General features: G+C 50.4%; 14 protein-coding genes. 8 read left to right on the top strand and 6 right to left on the bottom strand.

Going from position 1 to position 15469, the window contains the following annotated elements; translation table 11 throughout:
* Window positions 1-14: 14 nt before the first annotated feature.
* The 4 genes from ACLIN2_RS24395 to ACLIN2_RS24380 all read right to left on the bottom strand — a co-directional run bounded on the left by ACLIN2_RS24395 (window position 15) and on the right by ACLIN2_RS24380 (window position 5645).
* Window positions 15-1817, bottom strand: coding sequence for a CHASE2 domain-containing protein (locus ACLIN2_RS24395; RefSeq protein WP_411502401.1), 1803 nt, complete (start codon window positions 1815-1817; stop codon window positions 15-17).
* Complete coding sequence (locus tag ACLIN2_RS24390) at window positions 1818-2501, bottom strand: Crp/Fnr family transcriptional regulator (protein WP_170184416.1); 684 nt, start codon at window positions 2499-2501, stop codon at window positions 1818-1820.
* A 23-nt stretch (window positions 2502-2524) separates the two neighbouring features.
* Entirely contained in the window at window positions 2525-2884 is a 360-nt protein-coding gene (locus ACLIN2_RS24385; RefSeq protein WP_246070994.1) for a DUF3307 domain-containing protein, read from the bottom strand.
* Between the two features lie 151 nt (window positions 2885-3035).
* A complete protein-coding gene (locus tag ACLIN2_RS24380) occupies window positions 3036-5645 on the bottom strand; it encodes an SLC13 family permease (RefSeq protein WP_411502400.1) in 2610 nt (869 codons plus the stop codon).
* 224 nt (window positions 5646-5869) lie between these two features.
* Between ACLIN2_RS24380 and ACLIN2_RS24375 the strand changes: the two genes are divergently transcribed.
* From ACLIN2_RS24375 to ACLIN2_RS24365, 3 genes are all read left to right on the top strand, one after another.
* Window positions 5870-6043, top strand: a complete 174-nt coding sequence (locus tag ACLIN2_RS24375) for a hypothetical protein (RefSeq protein WP_400587273.1) — start codon at window positions 5870-5872, stop codon at window positions 6041-6043.
* A gap of 193 nt (window positions 6044-6236) precedes the next feature.
* The gene (locus ACLIN2_RS24370) at window positions 6237-6707 is read left to right on the top strand and encodes an IclR family transcriptional regulator (protein ID WP_411502399.1); all 471 of its coding nucleotides are present in this window, start codon (window positions 6237-6239) and stop codon (window positions 6705-6707) included.
* Window positions 6655-6882 (top strand): IclR family transcriptional regulator domain-containing protein, encoded by a 228-nt coding sequence (locus ACLIN2_RS24365; RefSeq protein WP_411502398.1) that lies wholly within the window; start codon window positions 6655-6657, stop codon window positions 6880-6882. The genes ACLIN2_RS24370 and ACLIN2_RS24365 overlap by 53 nt, the downstream gene beginning before the upstream one ends.
* A 527-nt stretch (window positions 6883-7409) precedes the next feature.
* Here ACLIN2_RS24365 and ACLIN2_RS24360 read toward each other — a convergent pair.
* Together ACLIN2_RS24360 and ACLIN2_RS24355 are read right to left on the bottom strand one after the other, a co-directional pair.
* A complete protein-coding gene (locus ACLIN2_RS24360; RefSeq protein ID WP_400587277.1) occupies window positions 7410-8996 on the bottom strand; it encodes a sensor domain-containing diguanylate cyclase in 1587 nt (528 codons plus the stop codon).
* Window positions 8997-9196: 200 nt separating this feature from the next.
* On the bottom strand, window positions 9197-11341 hold the full coding sequence (locus ACLIN2_RS24355) for a sigma 54-interacting transcriptional regulator (protein ID WP_411504593.1): 2145 nt from the start codon (window positions 11339-11341) through the stop codon (window positions 9197-9199).
* Window positions 11342-11697: 356 nt separating this feature from the next.
* On the opposite strand from ACLIN2_RS24355, the gene ACLIN2_RS24350 reads away from it, so the two are divergent.
* The 5 genes from ACLIN2_RS24350 to ACLIN2_RS24330 all read left to right on the top strand — a co-directional run bounded on the left by ACLIN2_RS24350 (window position 11698) and on the right by ACLIN2_RS24330 (window position 15450).
* Window positions 11698-12120, top strand: coding sequence for a DUF169 domain-containing protein (locus tag ACLIN2_RS24350; protein WP_411502397.1), 423 nt, complete (start codon window positions 11698-11700; stop codon window positions 12118-12120).
* Window positions 12121-12203: 83 nt separating this feature from the next.
* Entirely contained in the window at window positions 12204-13199 is a 996-nt protein-coding gene (locus ACLIN2_RS24345; protein ID WP_411502396.1) for a D-cysteine desulfhydrase, read from the top strand.
* 171 nt (window positions 13200-13370) lie between these two features.
* Complete coding sequence (locus ACLIN2_RS24340) at window positions 13371-14264, top strand: AEC family transporter (protein ID WP_092272677.1); 894 nt, start codon at window positions 13371-13373, stop codon at window positions 14262-14264.
* Window positions 14265-14288: 24 nt separating this feature from the next.
* Window positions 14289-14726 (top strand): GerAB/ArcD/ProY family transporter, encoded by a 438-nt coding sequence (locus ACLIN2_RS24335; RefSeq protein ID WP_411502395.1) that lies wholly within the window; start codon window positions 14289-14291, stop codon window positions 14724-14726.
* A 388-nt stretch (window positions 14727-15114) separates the two neighbouring features.
* Window positions 15115-15450 (top strand): cupin domain-containing protein, encoded by a 336-nt coding sequence (locus ACLIN2_RS24330; RefSeq protein ID WP_092272671.1) that lies wholly within the window; start codon window positions 15115-15117, stop codon window positions 15448-15450.
* Window positions 15451-15469: the final 19 nt, after the last annotated feature.

The following is a 15469-nucleotide window of genomic DNA, read 5'->3' as shown; positions in this document are numbered from 1 at the left end:
GATTCCCTCCCCTTTTACAATCTCGCGGACACATGCACTTCGTCCGGTGCTCCTATGAAACCAGTCACTTCAAACAAATGGACGCTTGTTGCCTTTCCTTTCATCCGCTTCTCGCCGATAGACGCATAGCGGAAATACGACCGCGTCCGCTCATAGGTCGCTTCTGAAACTAATATTTGATTGGCGGCGGCGTTTGACTCGATGCGCGCTGCTGTATTGACGTGATCGCCGATGGCTGTATAGTCCACGCGCAGGTAGGAACCGATGTTGCCGACGACTACCTCACCCGTATTGATACCAATGCCAATGCTGACTTCGACCTGATGCTTCTCCCAGATGTCCCTGCGTACCTGCTCCATGCCCTGCTGGATGTCATATGCCGTCTTCACCGCGTAATACTCGTGATGGGGGACGTCGAGAGGTGCGTTAAACAGGACCATCGCTGCATCTCCAATGAATTTATCGATCGTACCGTGATTATGTAGGACCTGCGTGGTGATCATGTCAAACATCCGGTTCAGAAAGTCGACGATTTCTTCCGGCCGCAGCTTCTCCGAGAGAGGAGTGAACCCGCGAATGTCCAGGAAGAGAATCGAGAGCTCCTTGTTCACACCACCGAGGGGCAGCTCAACTTCGCGCTTGGCGATCTCGCGGACTAGCTCCGGTGAGATGTAGCGCCCGAACTGGCGGGTGATAAACTGCTTCTGCCGCGTTTCCGCATATGTCTTGGCTGCGATATTGACAAAGAAAGCAGCAAACAAGGTGACGAGAGGAAGGACGGGAGACAGGTAAATCAGCTTGGTATCAAACAAAAGCCACTGCCCATAGAGCAAAAGAAACGAAACCGCAATGACCATGCCGATGCTGTATGGCGGCTTTTTGCGCCACGTAAACCAGACAGTAAGGAGAAGCACGAGTAGCATCAGCAGGAGGATGAGACCATCGCTTGCGATCGTGATCGTTTGATCGTGCAGCAGCTGGTTGATGATATTGGCGTGTGCATAGACGAGATACATATGGTTATCGATCGGTGTCGGATGGGCATCATCCCCTGCAGCCGCATTGCCGATCAGAACGATCCGGTCCTTGAACGTTTCAGGCGGGACCTCGCCGCTGAGCACCATGTAAAACGGAATGTTCATGAAATCCTTGGTGGAGCCGTCAAACTTGATGGGCAGCTCTGTCTGCGGGTGATCCGTCAAATAATGCTTGACGTCGGCACCATACATTTCCGCCATTTGGTAGGCGAGAGAAGGTATTTTGCCTTCAGGCGAATCGAGCATGAGCCATGTGCGCCGGATCACGCCGTCCTCATCAAGTGCTGCATTGATATGCGCAGTCTTGGCTGCCGAAGCAATTTCCGGTATCGGTTTGATCAGCGCTTGACCTTTGATGAGCTGATCTTTGATGACCGTCGTTTCTTTGCGGAAAAAGCTTTCCAGCTCGACTACCGATGGAATGATGATGTTGTCATGCTTGGCCAGCTCGGCAGCAAATGCTTCATCGATTGCCGGGTCTTCGCTTTTAGTGGTAAAGGTGATGTCAAATCCGACGACCTTTGCCTCTGCCAGAGCTTCTAATAGAGGGATGTAGGTATCGCGAGGCCAAGGGAACGTTCCGATCAGATCAAGGGACTCCTGATCAATGTCGATTACGATGATGTCTTCATGGGGAGCGTGGGTCATACTTTGTTTCATGTCGTAATCGTAGACAGCGTAATGCAGCTTATCTAACGCATCTCCCCAAAAAAGAGCGACGCAGAGCAGCACTACCAGCAAATTTAAGGCGAAGGAGAGCTTCCAGATGGTCTTTTTCATTTATGCCTCTACCAACCGTTCGAACTCTGCGAGATTGCAGATGTAGATTTTCTTTTTCTTGACCAGGATGACTTGCTGATTTTGCAGCTCAAGCAATACCTTGGTTACTGTCTCGCGTACTGTGCCTGTCATATCGGCGATTTGTTGATGAGTCAGCTTCAGATCAATCAGAACGCCCGTTTTCTGAAAGATGCCATGCTTATCTGTCAGTCGCAGCAGCATCTTCACAATGCGAGTACGGGCATCGCGCATGGTCAGATCCATCGTCATCTCGTTCGTCTTGCGCAAGCGGTCAAGGGCCGTTTGCAAAATACGCAGAGAGATCATCGGGTTCTGATAGACCAATGAGACAAAATCGCGGCGTTTCAGGACATACAGCGTCGTTTTTTCCAGCGTCTGGGCGGAAGCGGAGCGTACCTGCTCGTTTTCCAATAGCGCCATTTCTCCAAAAAAATCATCATCACGGAAAATGGCGAGAATGACGTCTCTGACTCCGTCATCCCGATAGATTTTGACGATGCCGCTTTGAATGATGTAAAGCTCATCACCGGGCTCGCCTTCTCGGAAGACGTCTGTTCCCTTCTCATAAGTACGAGTCAAAAAAAGGGGAGAAAGCTTGTCCAGATCGTCTTCCTCCAAATCTTGAAAAAAGGGAAAATTGCGAAGGAAATGCGAAGTATTCATGAGTAGACGAAACAACTCCTTTTTCAGCTGATCGCCAATGCCACCCCCAAGATTATGAGATGGAATACTTGATCGCAGATGATCATCAGCCATTTGCTTCGGTCATCGGTTACTTGCATGACTTTGCGATACCAGTAGTACACAAAGCTGCGGCGATCGAGTATCACGTGGGAAACAAAAACGAGTACGATCGCCCACAAGGACAGCCCGCCAGGAACAAACAGATAGGCGAGCAAGGAAACAGAGAAGGTGTAGACAAGACAGTGGGCCAGTAAAGGAATCCAGCGGTCGGCTTTGTACTTGGCCATCCATTCTGTTTGCAGCAGAAAATCTCCAATGAGATGTGCGATCAAGAGAATGTCAAATGCACTAAAATGATTCACGGCTGACTGAACTCCTCCCATTTGGGGAAAAAGAGAGTCCCTTCCAAGAAAAGCGGAAGGGTCCATCTGATCCCATAGTAGCATGCCGACTACAGTTTACACGGTTTTCCTAGAAAAAAATGTGGCGGCATTCACAAAAGCGAAAAGAGAATTAGGAAATAAGGCCGATCCATCTCCAGTAGGGAACACACAAGATAACGGCCAAAATGACGGCGGCCGCATAAACAAGTGCGATTTGCTGTCCCTGCCGATGAGTAAAAGCCTTCCCTTCTGAACTGTAGTAGGCAGTCAAATAAGTGGGAGACTGATAGGCGAAAAAGAAAGGATCAGTAGCAAGCAAGATAACGAAAACAAAAATCCAAGGATGAATACCTGCCTGCTGGGCAAGCGGCATCAGAGCTGTCACGAGCAAAATCACGGCTGGATCGTCCCGGATGACCAGTGTCACTAGAAAGGATATGAGAATGACAACGCAAAGGAGCAGGGCGGGACTGGAAAGAAACAGGGCCATGTGATTTCTCAGGAAAGCGGATAGGGCATCTGTGATCCCCAGCTCTTGCGTGGCTCCTGCAAAGCTGAACGCTACGCCGAGAAACAGCAGGAATGTCCAGTCAATGCCTGTAGACACCGCTTGTCGATCAAGCGTGCCGCTCACGACGAGAACGGCAAAGCCGATGAGCATGACCCATGCGCTGTCGATGCCGTGCAAGGGTTGAAGAACGAGCAACGTGATACTGGCGAGAGTGGTTATGACGGCGATGCGCTCCGTCCTCGTCCATGGACCAAGCAAGCGCAGCTGCTCGTCTAGCACATCGTCAGAGATCGTTCTGACCTGGCGTACGTCGCGGAACATGAAATGCAGGACCACAAGCATGACCGCTGCAAAAACGAGGAACGCCGGAAGGGCATAGACGAACCATTGGAGCCAGTTGATGGGAACGCCGATGGAAGCCAGGCCGTACGCCATCATGTTGGTATAGGATCCGGTCAGAACAAAAGGTGCGGTAAAGCCATAAAAAATCATGGAGGCAAGTCCCAAGCCTGCTGCGCCACGGCTGTTGCTGGAAAAGCCCATGGATTCGGACAAAGTGCGGGCCAAGGGAACACCCAGCGATACTTTGGCAGAAGAGGAAGGGATGAGCGGATTGAGCAAAATACCACCGGCAACGACTCCCCACAGCTGTCCTCGATAGTGTCGCGGAAAGCGTTTCAAAGCATTGAGGGACACCCGAAACAAGATCCCCGAGCGAGTGATGGCTGCGATGAATGCCATGATGAAGATCATGTAGAGCCAGGTGGTAGAGGCAAAGCCGGATAATGCTACCTCGGGACTAACCACCCCTCCCATCACCCACGCCATCACCATGCCCAGTCCGACGATGTAGTCGGGAATGACATTGACAATCCAGAGAATGACAGCAGCGATCCCGATTCCGATGAAATCCATCGCTGATCGGGACAGTCCACCGAATGGATCGACATAATGAAAGCACGTCAAACTTACCAATACAAGGACGGCTGCTATCCATACGCCAAGAGGGCTGCGTTGAAAAAGTCCGCCCGCACTGCCGGCCAGCCTACGAATTTGTCCTCTCGCCAATTGCTGTTGAACCAGATGAGATCCAGGAGCTCTCTCCCAACTGCTGCTTCCTGTGCCCGATTTTTTTGCTTCTGCCAGAGTCAAATATTCCATGGATTGCTGGTGTCTGCCTCGTTGAGCCTGGATGTGCGCAGCCCATTCATAAGTAGCGATCCATTGTTCATCCGTATAGTGCTCGCCGTGCTCGCTCCATGCGCGATCCAGAAGCGCCATCCCGGCATGCGGTTCCACGCGCGTGATCCAGTACGACAAACGTTCAAATCGGCTGACGATGTACTCAGGTGGGCAGGCATCCAGCCATTTGTACAAACGAATATGGCTGTCAGCATCGAGCGATGATTTCACGCGATCGACAATCTCGAGTGCTTCCGACCAACGTCCGGACAGACCCAACAGCTCGACGGCCGCTTCCCACTCTTGTGCTGCTTCATAGTAATCAAGCATCTCGGACATCTGCTCGAGGATTTCTTCATGTCCATACCGTACCGTGGCGATTTCAGCCATCACTTGACGGGTATCTGGTACGAGCGAATACCACCCAGGTGACGTATCGACTTCCTCGATGAACCGCCTTATCTTTGGCTCATTCTCGAGCGCTTCTTTCATGTCTATTCCTAATTGCTTTGCCAGCCACCTGCCGCTGATCCTCGGAAAAGGGGAGCAGCACAGCAGCAGGTCTACGAGCGCAGATGGGAAGTCATCCAGTTCCTTTGCGATCGCTTGGGAGGTCAATTCCTTGGTTGTCATCAGCTGCTCGTTGGTCGTCGTCAATCGCCGTGACAGCAGTCGGATGAAATAGGTAGAGAGGGAGGGCAAATCTTCCACGAGAGCCTCAAAGGTCTCCCGGTCAATGATGTACAGCTCCGCATCCGTAGCTGCGATCGCTGTAGCTGATCGAGCCTCCCCCGTCAGCATCGCCATTTCTCCGAGCGTGTCGCCTTCACCGAGGACAGAGATCATTTGAGGAGATCTCCCAGACGTAGCGTCGACGTATAGCTCCAGCTTTCCATGCTTGATGACGTAGAGGCTGTCACCGGGATCGCCCTGGCGAAACAGCACCGTGCCCACTTTTACTGTACGTCGATCCAATTTCCCGAGCAGCTTGGCCAATTCTATATTGGATAATTGCTTAAACATTCCGATTTTTTGTAACGATGCCATATTTTGCCTCCCGCCCGTCGATCCGCTTGGAGCAGGGCTTATGCAGTTGAATTCGTTTCTTTTGATGACACCCCAGTAAAATAGCATAGTTATATCGCATTTGTAAGCTATCTAAAGTTAGTATTTTAGACAGACGTTGCAAAAAAGAATGAAAAATTAGTATGGATCAAATCCTGCTTGTCCACAATAGAAGTGAATTTCAAGTCTGAAAGGAGTGTTTGCATATGGAGGCCACTTTTGGAGCAGATGAGGTCATTAACAGAATCAAATCGATCCAGAGCAATGGAGGGTCGATCAGCAAAAAGCAAGTAAAGCAGACGGATCCCGAGCTAATGAGAAACGCATTGTTCTATTTCCCGAGCTGGGAGCACGCTTTGAAGAGTGCGGAGAACCTATAGAAAAAAAGGACTGTCTCTAGTTAGTCTAGCGCAAATCATCTGAAACCGATCTCCATGCCGAACCTCGGAGGACGCATGGAGATTTTTCTTATGCCAATCCAAAATAGATTCACAGCCTATCAAAGATAAGTTGTAATTTTAAAAAAACAAAAAAGAGAACGCCGTTCTTATTTAGAGGACAAGAGGTGTGAGTTTGGAAAACAAAAAAACGGCCAAATTGGAAACCGGCGACAGAATTCTTAAAATTTTGGAATGCTTTACCTTGGACAAGCCGGAGTGGGGCGTATCTGAGCTGAGCGAGCATTTGCAGGTGTACAAGAGTGTGACGCACAGGGCGTTGGTCACGTTGGAAAATCGCGGCTTTGTCAAACAAAATCCTGTCAATCAGAAGTACGCACTGGGGATCAAGCTGTTCGAATTAGGGATGATCGTCGCCAATCAAATGAACCTCCGTTCAATCGCAAAACCAATCATGGAAGAGCTGTGCGAGCAGACGAATGAGACAGTCATGCTTATGATTGTAGACCATTTGGAAGGCATCTGCATAGAAAAAGTGGAGTCTTCCCAAAGCGTTCGCTATACGTCTCCGATGGGAAAAAGAGTGCCGCTTCATGCGGGAGCTGGCTGTGATTCGGGAGCAAGGCTATTCCATATCCGCGAATGATTTTTCGTTGGGCGGCATGGGAATTGCCGTGCCCATACAAGATTATACGGGCAATGTCGTGGCAGGTTTATCGATCTCTGGATTGGAGCTTCGAATGAGCAAAGAATCAGACCGCCTTGTTTGGCTTTGCCAGCAAGCAGCATTTGAGATATCAAAGCGGATGGGTTCCAGATAATTTTTTTTGCTGTATGAGAAGAACGGCGTCCTTCAAATAAGAACAAAGCGATTCTCTAGCAAAATATCGAATGGTTCGGCAAGGGAGGTGAGGAACGAAAAAATAGGAGAACGATGGATACCACCTAAGGAAGCATCTGCATTGACTTCGCCATTCATTTTATTCTTTAGGGAAAGAGGGAGCTGCGATGAACGATTTGCAAAGGGAGGACATACAGTAATGACAACGTTTTCAACCTCATTACCCCCAACCTCTCGGAAGAGTTCGGGGTAACCCCGTCTACGATCAGCCTGATTGTGACTTTCAGCAAATTGTTCTTTGGGATTGCCGCCATTATTTATACGGCGTTGTCCGACATCATCAGCATACGCAAGCTCTGAATGGCGCCGAGGTCTTTTTTATGGAAGTACAGCGAGACGATACCGATACACGGGATGTTCAAGCAATAGAGGGGATCGAGTGGTCATAAAAGGATGGGAGAGAGACTGGGTGAATGGTGCCCGAGTCTCTTTTTTTGAGGGAGGGCGTCAAGGTAAGGCTTCGACATCGTGCCGCGCAGACGTAAACAAGGTCGTCTGGTTTCTTCCCTGCTGCTTCGAAAGGTAGAGCGCTTGATCTGCAGATGTGACAAGCTGGATCGGCTTGCTCCCATCCAGCGGAAAGCTCGCGATCCCCAGCGAGATGGTAATCGTGGATGTCGTCGGATTTTCCAACGCAGCAACAGCGTAGCGGAGACGCTCCGCGATGTGATAAGCCAATTTTTGATTGGCGTCGAGGATCAAGATTGCAAATTCCTCGCCCCCGTAGCGAAAGCAGAGGTCATCCTCCCGAGTTTGCTCCAACATCGTTTTGGAGACGAGCTTGAGCACTTCATCACCCATGACATGTCCATAGGTATCGTTTATTTTCTTGAAATGATCGATATCCAGCATGACCAATGAAAAGGGAGTCTTGTTCTTGATGTGATCCTGGAGGGTGTAATCAAACATCTTTCGATTGTACAGCCTGGTCAGTCCATCGATTCTGACCTCGGTCTGCAGCTTGATTAGCCGCTTGTTTACAAGTCGCATGGCCATTCGTGTGCTCTGGTACAGCTTTTGCACTTCGTAAATCTTGGAAGTAGTCATCGGGATCTCGGTACCCTTCCTTCCCGTTTTTACCGTTCCCCCGGAAAAATGAGCCAGCCTGGATAACGAGTTGCTGATATTTTTGGCGAGCAGCCAGACGATTCCGATATTGATTAAAAGGAAAGGCAGCGCCGTTGCTAGCAAGCTTTTGAGAAGCTGTAGGTTGGATTCATTTACGCGGGAGGTCGGCGTTTGCGATACGATCCCCCATCCGGTAATGGGTTCATAGGCATAACCAGCAAAGAAAGAATCCCCTTTGCTGTTGACGACTTCAGCAGAGCCATTTTCTCTCGCCAGTGCTTTTTGAATCGCCGGGTTCATCGCGACGGACTCGCCTAGTCGCGCTTGCACTGGATGGAAGATCAAGCGGCCATCCTCATCCACGACGTACACGTATGAGCCGTCGCCGTAAAAATGCTCTTTCAGCATTCGGTTCAACACATTGGAATCCTCGAGGTAGATGGTTCCTCCGACAAAGCCTTTGTATTGTCCCTGATGATCGAAGAGGGGGGCTGATACCAAGAGAATCAGTCTGCCAGTGACGCCGACATAAGGTTTGGAGATCAAATGTTTCTTCAGTAAGATCGCTTGTTTGGCTGCAGGAGAAGTGAGCTTCGTACCTGGTTCAGCTCCTTCCACCATGGGGACAATCTGGCGTATGGTTCCTTGGGCATCCGCTATCAAAATGGAGTGAAAAAAATTCTTGTTTGCCGCAAACCAGTCTTGCAGCTCGGCTGGGGGAATGGGTTGTCTTGAGCTGCGTAAAGCCAAAGAGTCCATTGCATTTTGCATGCCGTACAATACTTCTGTGGTGTTGCTCGCTAGCTTTCTGGCATAGTGGAAGTTGTTTTCCAAAAAGTTGGCGGTAAGTGAGGCTGTATTGACGCGAATAGAGGAAATGACACCAATCAAGACAGTGAGGAGAATGGAAAACAAGACTAGCAATTCAAGAATAAATCGGAGAGTATAGGTTTTTCTCTTCGTCATGCCCAACACCTTTTCATTTGCACCATATAAAACCATGGAATAATCTTTACCCCGTTTATTCGCAGATGAATCGTTTTTTTCAAAGGAAAAAGCTGACCGTACCGGAATGGACAGGAATAAGGTGGAGTAGAGTGCCATTTAAAAGGTATCGGCATTTCAAACAAGGGACATGAGATGAGAATGACAAAATCCCAGCACCTTTACGGATGCGGGGATTTGCTCTCAAAAAAGCTTCGCTCCTCAATCTGGTATTTCTTGATTTTTTGATAGAGGGTCGAGCGGCTGATAGCGAGTCTTTCGGCAGCGAGACTGCGATTTCCACCGGATTCGGAGAGAGCCGCGACGATCAAGTCTCTCTCAGCTGCCGCTATGACATCCCGCTTGCTGTGCGTCATGGCTGGCAGCTTTGCTGGGAGAAGAGGAGGGGCTGGCAAGGAAAGGGGCTCTGCATTGGCGAGAAAGGCAGGCAGCGCCTCCGGGACGATCCAGTCTCCCGCGTTCAGGTTCATGGCCCTTTCCAAGACATTTTCCAATTCCCGAACGTTTCCTGGCCAATGATGGTCCTGCAAACGCTCCAAGGTAGATGGAGTGACGCCTTGTACCTGCTTCCCTAAAATTTTATTCAGCTTCTGCACCAGATGGCTGCAGAGCAGGGGCAAGTCCTCTTTTCGCTCACGAAGCGGCGGGATGGCGAGATGAATGACGTGAATGCGGTAGTAAAGGTCTTCACGGAATTTTCGTTCGGCAATCAGATCCTCGAGATGCTTGTTGGTGGCAGAGACGATGCGCACATCCACGGTCCTGCTGACGGTGTCGCCGATCCGGTCAAAGGATTTCTCCTGCAAAACGCGCAAGAGCTTGGCTTGCAACGCCAGCGGCATATCGCCAATCTCGTCTAGAAACAGCGTGCCCCCGTCAGCCAGTTCGAATTTGCCGGGCTTTCCGCCCTTTCGAGCCCCGGTAAACGCACCGTCGGCATAACCGAAAAACTCCGATTCCAAAAGCTCCTCGGGAATGGCAGCGCAATTTACTTTGACGAAGCGGCCGGGTCTCCCTGAGATTTCGTGAATGGCTTGAGCAAACAGCTCCTTGCCTGTTCCGCTCTCGCCTGTGATCAGGACGGTCGAGGAGCCCTGGGCAGATAGATAGGCTTGGTTTTTGATGGATTCCATCGCCGAATTGCGCGTGATCACATGGTCGAAAGCCGTACCTTGCACATGGGAGCGCATGTATTCGCCGCGATAGTAGGTGAGCTCGTGCTCCAGGTTTTCCATGCGGCTGAACAGGTCTTTCATATGGGGAAGCTGACGGAAGATGACTTTGGCAATCGCCCCCACCTGCTTGTTTTGAACGATGATCGGCATGCGGGTGATGACGCATTTGATGCCGCGGATGATCTGAATATCGCCGACGAGCTCTTTACCCGTGCGCAGCGTGTCCTCCAGGTTCAGCTCTGGCAAGCTTTGCGAGGCTGGTGTACCGAGCAGCTCCTCCCGCGAAATGTCGTAAAGCTCCAGCAGCGCATCGTTGACCATTTGAAAGCAGCCCTGCTCATCGATGATCGCGATGCCGTCATAGGCCATCTCCAAGGCACTTTCGAGCATCCCCTCGAGACGCTTGGTCGTTTCCAGCTCGCGGGCCACTTTCTCATACGCAGTGAGATCACGCAGCACGGCAATTGCGCCAATCACTTTTTCTCGAAAAGAAATGGGGGTGTAGGAAGCCATAACGACAGCGGAAGGGAGCTGGACCTTTTGCGGTTCACGAGGGGCTTCGTTTTCCAGGGCGTGAATCATGCCGTCACTGATCTTGGGTAAAAGTGTCTGGATGTGTTCCTCCATCACTGTGGCGGAGTTGATTTGAAACATTTCCGCTGCAGCAGAGTTGAACGTATGGATATGATGCATGTGGTCGATCCCGATGACACCGTCCTCGAGATTTTCGATCAGGGCGGTCATCTGGTTGATCAAACGACGCTCTCGCTGCAGGAAGCTTTGAATCAAGTCGCTTTTGGTGGAAACACCGAGGACTTTCCCATCGTCATCCACGATCACCGCATGGGCGACCTTTGCGGAGAGCAGGATTTTCCTCGCTTCCGTGACAGGGTAGTGAAAGGGAACGGTCGTCACATCGCGGTACAGGTAAGGCGTGATGGGAGTGTCGAGTGGACAATTCTTGAGAATCATGCGATAGAGCTGATATTTCGTGATGATCCCTTCCAGGGTGCCGTCCTCATACAGGATGCATCCTACGTCTTGGCGATGCGCAAGAAACTGGGTCAAGACATATCCCAAAGTACAATCTGCCTGCAGAGCGACAAACTCTTTGGTCATGCAGCTGGACATGTTCACGAGCATTCCCCCTCTTCCACAAGATGTGTGTTTTTTTGTACAAGTGTCTGAATATTACATCAATTGTATGCGAAGGAGGAACATTTTTGTAGGCGCATTCACTTTTTTTCGTGTAAGCCAAGCAGTTGAAGGTGGCACTTCTTTTGCATAAATGAAAGCGTTAATCAGGTGAAGGGGATGGGGTGCCTGTGTCCTCATCCATTCATGCGAGGAATAGAATGGCAGTAGGCGGCATGTCGATGCGAGCTACTGTGACAAACAGGCGGATGAACAGTAGAAGATGCTGGACAACCGCCAATAAGGGGGAGAAATAGGCTTGGAGCAAAAGCAATACTGCCCATCAGCAAGCTATGACAGTCGTGCCTTTTGGACAATACGAAGCCATGGCGGATTCTCCCTTGATCTCGCAGCGTTTTACACCCGATATTTGTCTGCTGTACGGAACACCGGGACAGATGATTCTGTTCATCAATGGCTTGCAGTGGTCCGGCTACAAAAAGCTGGAGTGGAGTGTCGTTGGTGAATCGTCCTGCGCCGATTCCTGGGGACGCGCATTGCGTACAAGGGAGCCGAGCCTCTCGATCCCCTGTTTTGCCGAAAGGCGCTACGGAGGAGTTCTGGATGACGAGCTGCTCATGGCTTTGCCGCCCGAATTTTTGCTAAAAGCACTAGATGGACTCGAACAGCTGTCCAAGAATGGACTGCGCTATCCGATTCCCCAATACGGGGTTCAGATGGATGTTCGCGCAGGGATGCAGCATAGCTACGGATAAAGACAACGCCTGGTCATAGAGGAATCCTCTGCGGCGAGTAGTATTCTTTAGAGAGACTATTCGCAGGAAATGAGGAGAAGTGCATGAACAAAATTCGCTATGAGCGCAGGCGCTACACGGCTGGACCCACTCCAATCGAGAAGCTGGAGCGGCTTTCGCAGGTGCTGGGGGGACCCGCGATTTCCATCAAACGCGACGATCAGCTGGGACTGACCGTGGGGGGAAACAAGACACGCAAACTGGAATACCTGGTGGCAGACGCCCTCAGGCAGGGAGCCGATACACTCATTACATGCGGAGCCGTTCAATCCAACCATTGTCGCCTGACACTGGCTGCCGCAGTAAGGGAAGGTCTCAAATGCCAGCTAGTACTGACAGAGCCGATCGACGGCTACAATCCCCAGGCGAACGGAAACCATCTGCTGTTTCATTTGCTGGGAGTGGAAAAGATCGAAGTGATTCCTGCGGGTGGTGACACACTGCCTGTGATGGAGAAGCTGGCACAGGAGCTGGCAGACCAAGGAAGAAAAGCGTATTTGATTCCGGTGGGCGGCTCCAATGAAGTGGGGTCACTCGGCTATATGGCTTGCGCGGAGGAAATCGAGCAGCAGTCATGGGAGTCCGGCATCGTGTACGATTATGTGGTAACGGCGTCAGGGAGTGCGGGAACGCAGGCAGGCCTTTTGGCAGGCTTCCTCGCTCGCCAGTCCGACATAAAGGTGATTGGAGTAAACGTCAGCCGCGATCGTGCGGCGCAAGAAGCGAAGGTGCTGGACCTTTTCGCCAGCACCGCTGAAATGATTGGTCTGCGAGGGGAGATTCGTCCCGAGTCTGTTCTCTGCGATGACCGCTTCGTAGGTCCTGGCTATGCGATTCCAACCGAGGAAATGATCGAAGCCGTGAAGCTGGTTGCCCAAACAGAGGGCATCTTGCTCGATCCGGTTTATTCCGGAAAAGCGATGGCAGGTCTGATCGGTATGATCCGAGAGGGACGTTTTGCCAAAGAGGACCACCTATTGTTTTTGCATACGGGCGGATCGCCGGCACTGTATGCGGTGCCGCAGCTGTTTATCCCCTGAGTGCCCTTTCGACAGGAAAGAAACTTTGTTCGATGATGGAGTGACGAAGACAGCATCAAGCCGATCTCAAGCAAACGCAGGGAAAAACTCGCTTTTTATGGCGAGTTTTTTTTGCTTCCTCTGCTATACTGTTCTTAGCATTCATTTGATTCGGAAAGTGGGTAACAAGTCATGATCTTTGTTCAAGTCATTTTGCCTGTCTTGTTGATCTTTCTCTCCGGTTACATCCTCCAACGCATTTTCAAGCTGGACCTGAAACCGATATCGACGCTGGCTATTTACGTTTTGACGACCGCCCTCGTATTTCGCACCTTTTACAAGACGGCCCTAGATCTTCAGCTCTTTTATATCGTGATCATTTCGATGCTGCTTCTGGCAGTCTTGATTCTGGTCACGCTCCTGACCTCCAAGCTGTTTAAATATGACAAGCAGCTGGAGAGTGCCGTGATGCTGTCCACCGCCTTCATGAACAGCGGGAACTACGGGACGCCGATTATCCTCTTTGCGTTTGGGGAAGCAGGTTTTACGTACGCCGTGCAAATCATGGTCTTTCACTCCATTATTATGGGTGTGTTCGGCGTGTATTTTGCCTCCAGGGGAAGAGGGGGAGTGGGGACGGCGGTCAAAGCCATTTTCAAGCAGCCCTCGAACTATGCCGTGGTAGTGGCGATTTTGATGCAACAGATGAATATCGTCATCCCCGAGAGCTACTACCAGGCGATTGATCTGGTCGCGCAGGCAGCTATCCCTGTCATTATGCTGATTCTCGGCATGCAGCTGGCGAATGTGTCTTCCTCCAACTTCGCATGGCAGCAGCTGAGTGTCGTCAGCTTGATCCGGCTGGTAGCGTCTCCTTTGTTGGCGTACTTGATTTGTCTGTTCTTTCCGATCGATCCGCTGCTGCGAAATGTGTTGGTCATTCTGGCAGCGATGCCTTCAGCGGCGACCACTGCGATCTACGCGATTCAATTCAATATGAGACCGCAGTTTGTATCCAGCAGTGTGCTGGTGACGACTGTCATCAGTGTAGGGACGCTCACGTTTTTGCTGAATGTCCTGCATTAGGAGCGAGCAGGAAGCAGTTTGACAATGGATGATAAAAAACAGCATTTTCCAAGCAGAAATGCATCGCAGACCGGAAGCTATGTCATTGGCCGATTCATTCAGCAGCTAAGAAAGCTGGAGAGGCAGTTCACGATTTTAATCATTCTCGGGGTGATCGGTGACTCGATCCTCGTGCTCCCCACTGTCATTGCGTCCTCCGTAAAGCAGGACGCTTGGCTATCGATGCTGATTGCATTATTTTTGGGGCTTGCTGTTGGTTGGTTATTCTCCGGAATCGCACACAAGCAGCAGCGAAAAAGCCTGATTGAAGTGGCACAAAGCAATTTTTTCTGCTTGAAATATATATGCAGCCTCACGCTAGTAAGCGAGATGAGTCAATTTATGACCACGCAGATGATGCCGGAGACCCCAGCTGAAGCCATTATCATCCTGTACACGACGGTGATCATCGCTATGGGGTAAAGGCATTCGCACGCATGAGTGAGCTATTGTTTCCGGTGTTTCTAGGATTGCTCGTATTTCTCGTCGTCTTCAGCCACTTTCGGCTAAGGGCATGGGTCCCATTATAAGTGGAGTGCTTCCTGCCTTTACCTTCGGATTTGCGGAGATGTACATTCTCCTGATGCTGTATGTGGCGGGGAAGCTGCGGAAGAGCAAGACCGAGTAGAGCCTGGAAGAGAGAGCTTTATCGATCGAAACCAGGCTTTGCGCGTGTGCGGTATCTCAATATTCTGCACCTTATCATCGTTTTGTGATTCGAACTCTCATCTAGCTATGAGGCGTGTTCTATGTAACTTCCCTACTCATTTACGTATCATTTGGATATAGAAAAAAGGAGAGGGTCATCGTGATGGAAAAGATCAATATCAGTCAGCATTTTTCTCAGTTTCAAGGTTTCAGTGGTCCCGAGGTAATAGGGGAAATGAATGGATCCTCCATCAAACTGGAAAAGCTCCAGGGCGAATTTGACTGGCAGCAGCATGATGATAAGGATGAGCTCCTGTATGTAATCAAAGGTCGACTGCTCATGATGTACCATGAGCGCAACATCTGGGTGGAAGCAGGGGAGCTGATCGTCATTCCAAAAGGAGTGGCTTACAAGATCTTCGTTCCAAATGGAGAATGTCATACGCTGTTCATTGAGCCCAATCAACATTTACAAGCAAAGCTTAGGAGATGCTCTTAATAATGATAAATAGATCGTA

The organism is Brevibacillus centrosporus (assembly GCF_046622605.1).
Classification (GTDB): Bacteria; Bacillota; Bacilli; order Brevibacillales; family Brevibacillaceae; genus Brevibacillus; species Brevibacillus centrosporus.
The sequence above is the reverse complement of the archived record's forward strand: the minus strand, read 5'-3'. Positions and strand labels throughout refer to the sequence as shown.

What these genes read in the sequence shown, in the direction of transcription:
- ACLIN2_RS24395 (WP_411502401.1), bottom strand. Translation starts at nt 1,817, where the DNA reads ATGAAAAAGACCATCTGGAAGCTCTCCTTCGCCTTAAATTTGCTGGTA.
- ACLIN2_RS24390 (WP_170184416.1), bottom strand. Translation starts at nt 2,501, where the DNA reads ATGAATACTTCGCATTTCCTTCGCAATTTTCCCTTTTTTCAAGATTTG.
- ACLIN2_RS24380 (WP_411502400.1), bottom strand. Translation starts at nt 5,645, where the DNA reads ATGGCATCGTTACAAAAAATCGGAATGTTTAAGCAATTATCCAATATA.
- ACLIN2_RS24375 (WP_400587273.1), top strand. Translation starts at nt 5,870, where the DNA reads ATGGAGGCCACTTTTGGAGCAGATGAGGTCATTAACAGAATCAAATCG.
- ACLIN2_RS24365 (WP_411502398.1), top strand. Translation starts at nt 6,655, where the DNA reads ATGCGGGAGCTGGCTGTGATTCGGGAGCAAGGCTATTCCATATCCGCG.
- ACLIN2_RS24360 (WP_400587277.1), bottom strand. Translation starts at nt 8,996, where the DNA reads ATGACGAAGAGAAAAACCTATACTCTCCGATTTATTCTTGAATTGCTA.
- ACLIN2_RS24355 (WP_411504593.1), bottom strand. Translation starts at nt 11,341, where the DNA reads ATGTCCAGCTGCATGACCAAAGAGTTTGTCGCTCTGCAGGCAGATTGT.
- ACLIN2_RS24350 (WP_411502397.1), top strand. Translation starts at nt 11,698, where the DNA reads ATGACAGTCGTGCCTTTTGGACAATACGAAGCCATGGCGGATTCTCCC.
- ACLIN2_RS24345 (WP_411502396.1), top strand. Translation starts at nt 12,204, where the DNA reads ATGAACAAAATTCGCTATGAGCGCAGGCGCTACACGGCTGGACCCACT.
- ACLIN2_RS24340 (WP_092272677.1), top strand. Translation starts at nt 13,371, where the DNA reads ATGATCTTTGTTCAAGTCATTTTGCCTGTCTTGTTGATCTTTCTCTCC.
- ACLIN2_RS24335 (WP_411502395.1), top strand. Translation starts at nt 14,289, where the DNA reads ATGGATGATAAAAAACAGCATTTTCCAAGCAGAAATGCATCGCAGACC.
- ACLIN2_RS24330 (WP_092272671.1), top strand. Translation starts at nt 15,115, where the DNA reads ATGGAAAAGATCAATATCAGTCAGCATTTTTCTCAGTTTCAAGGTTTC.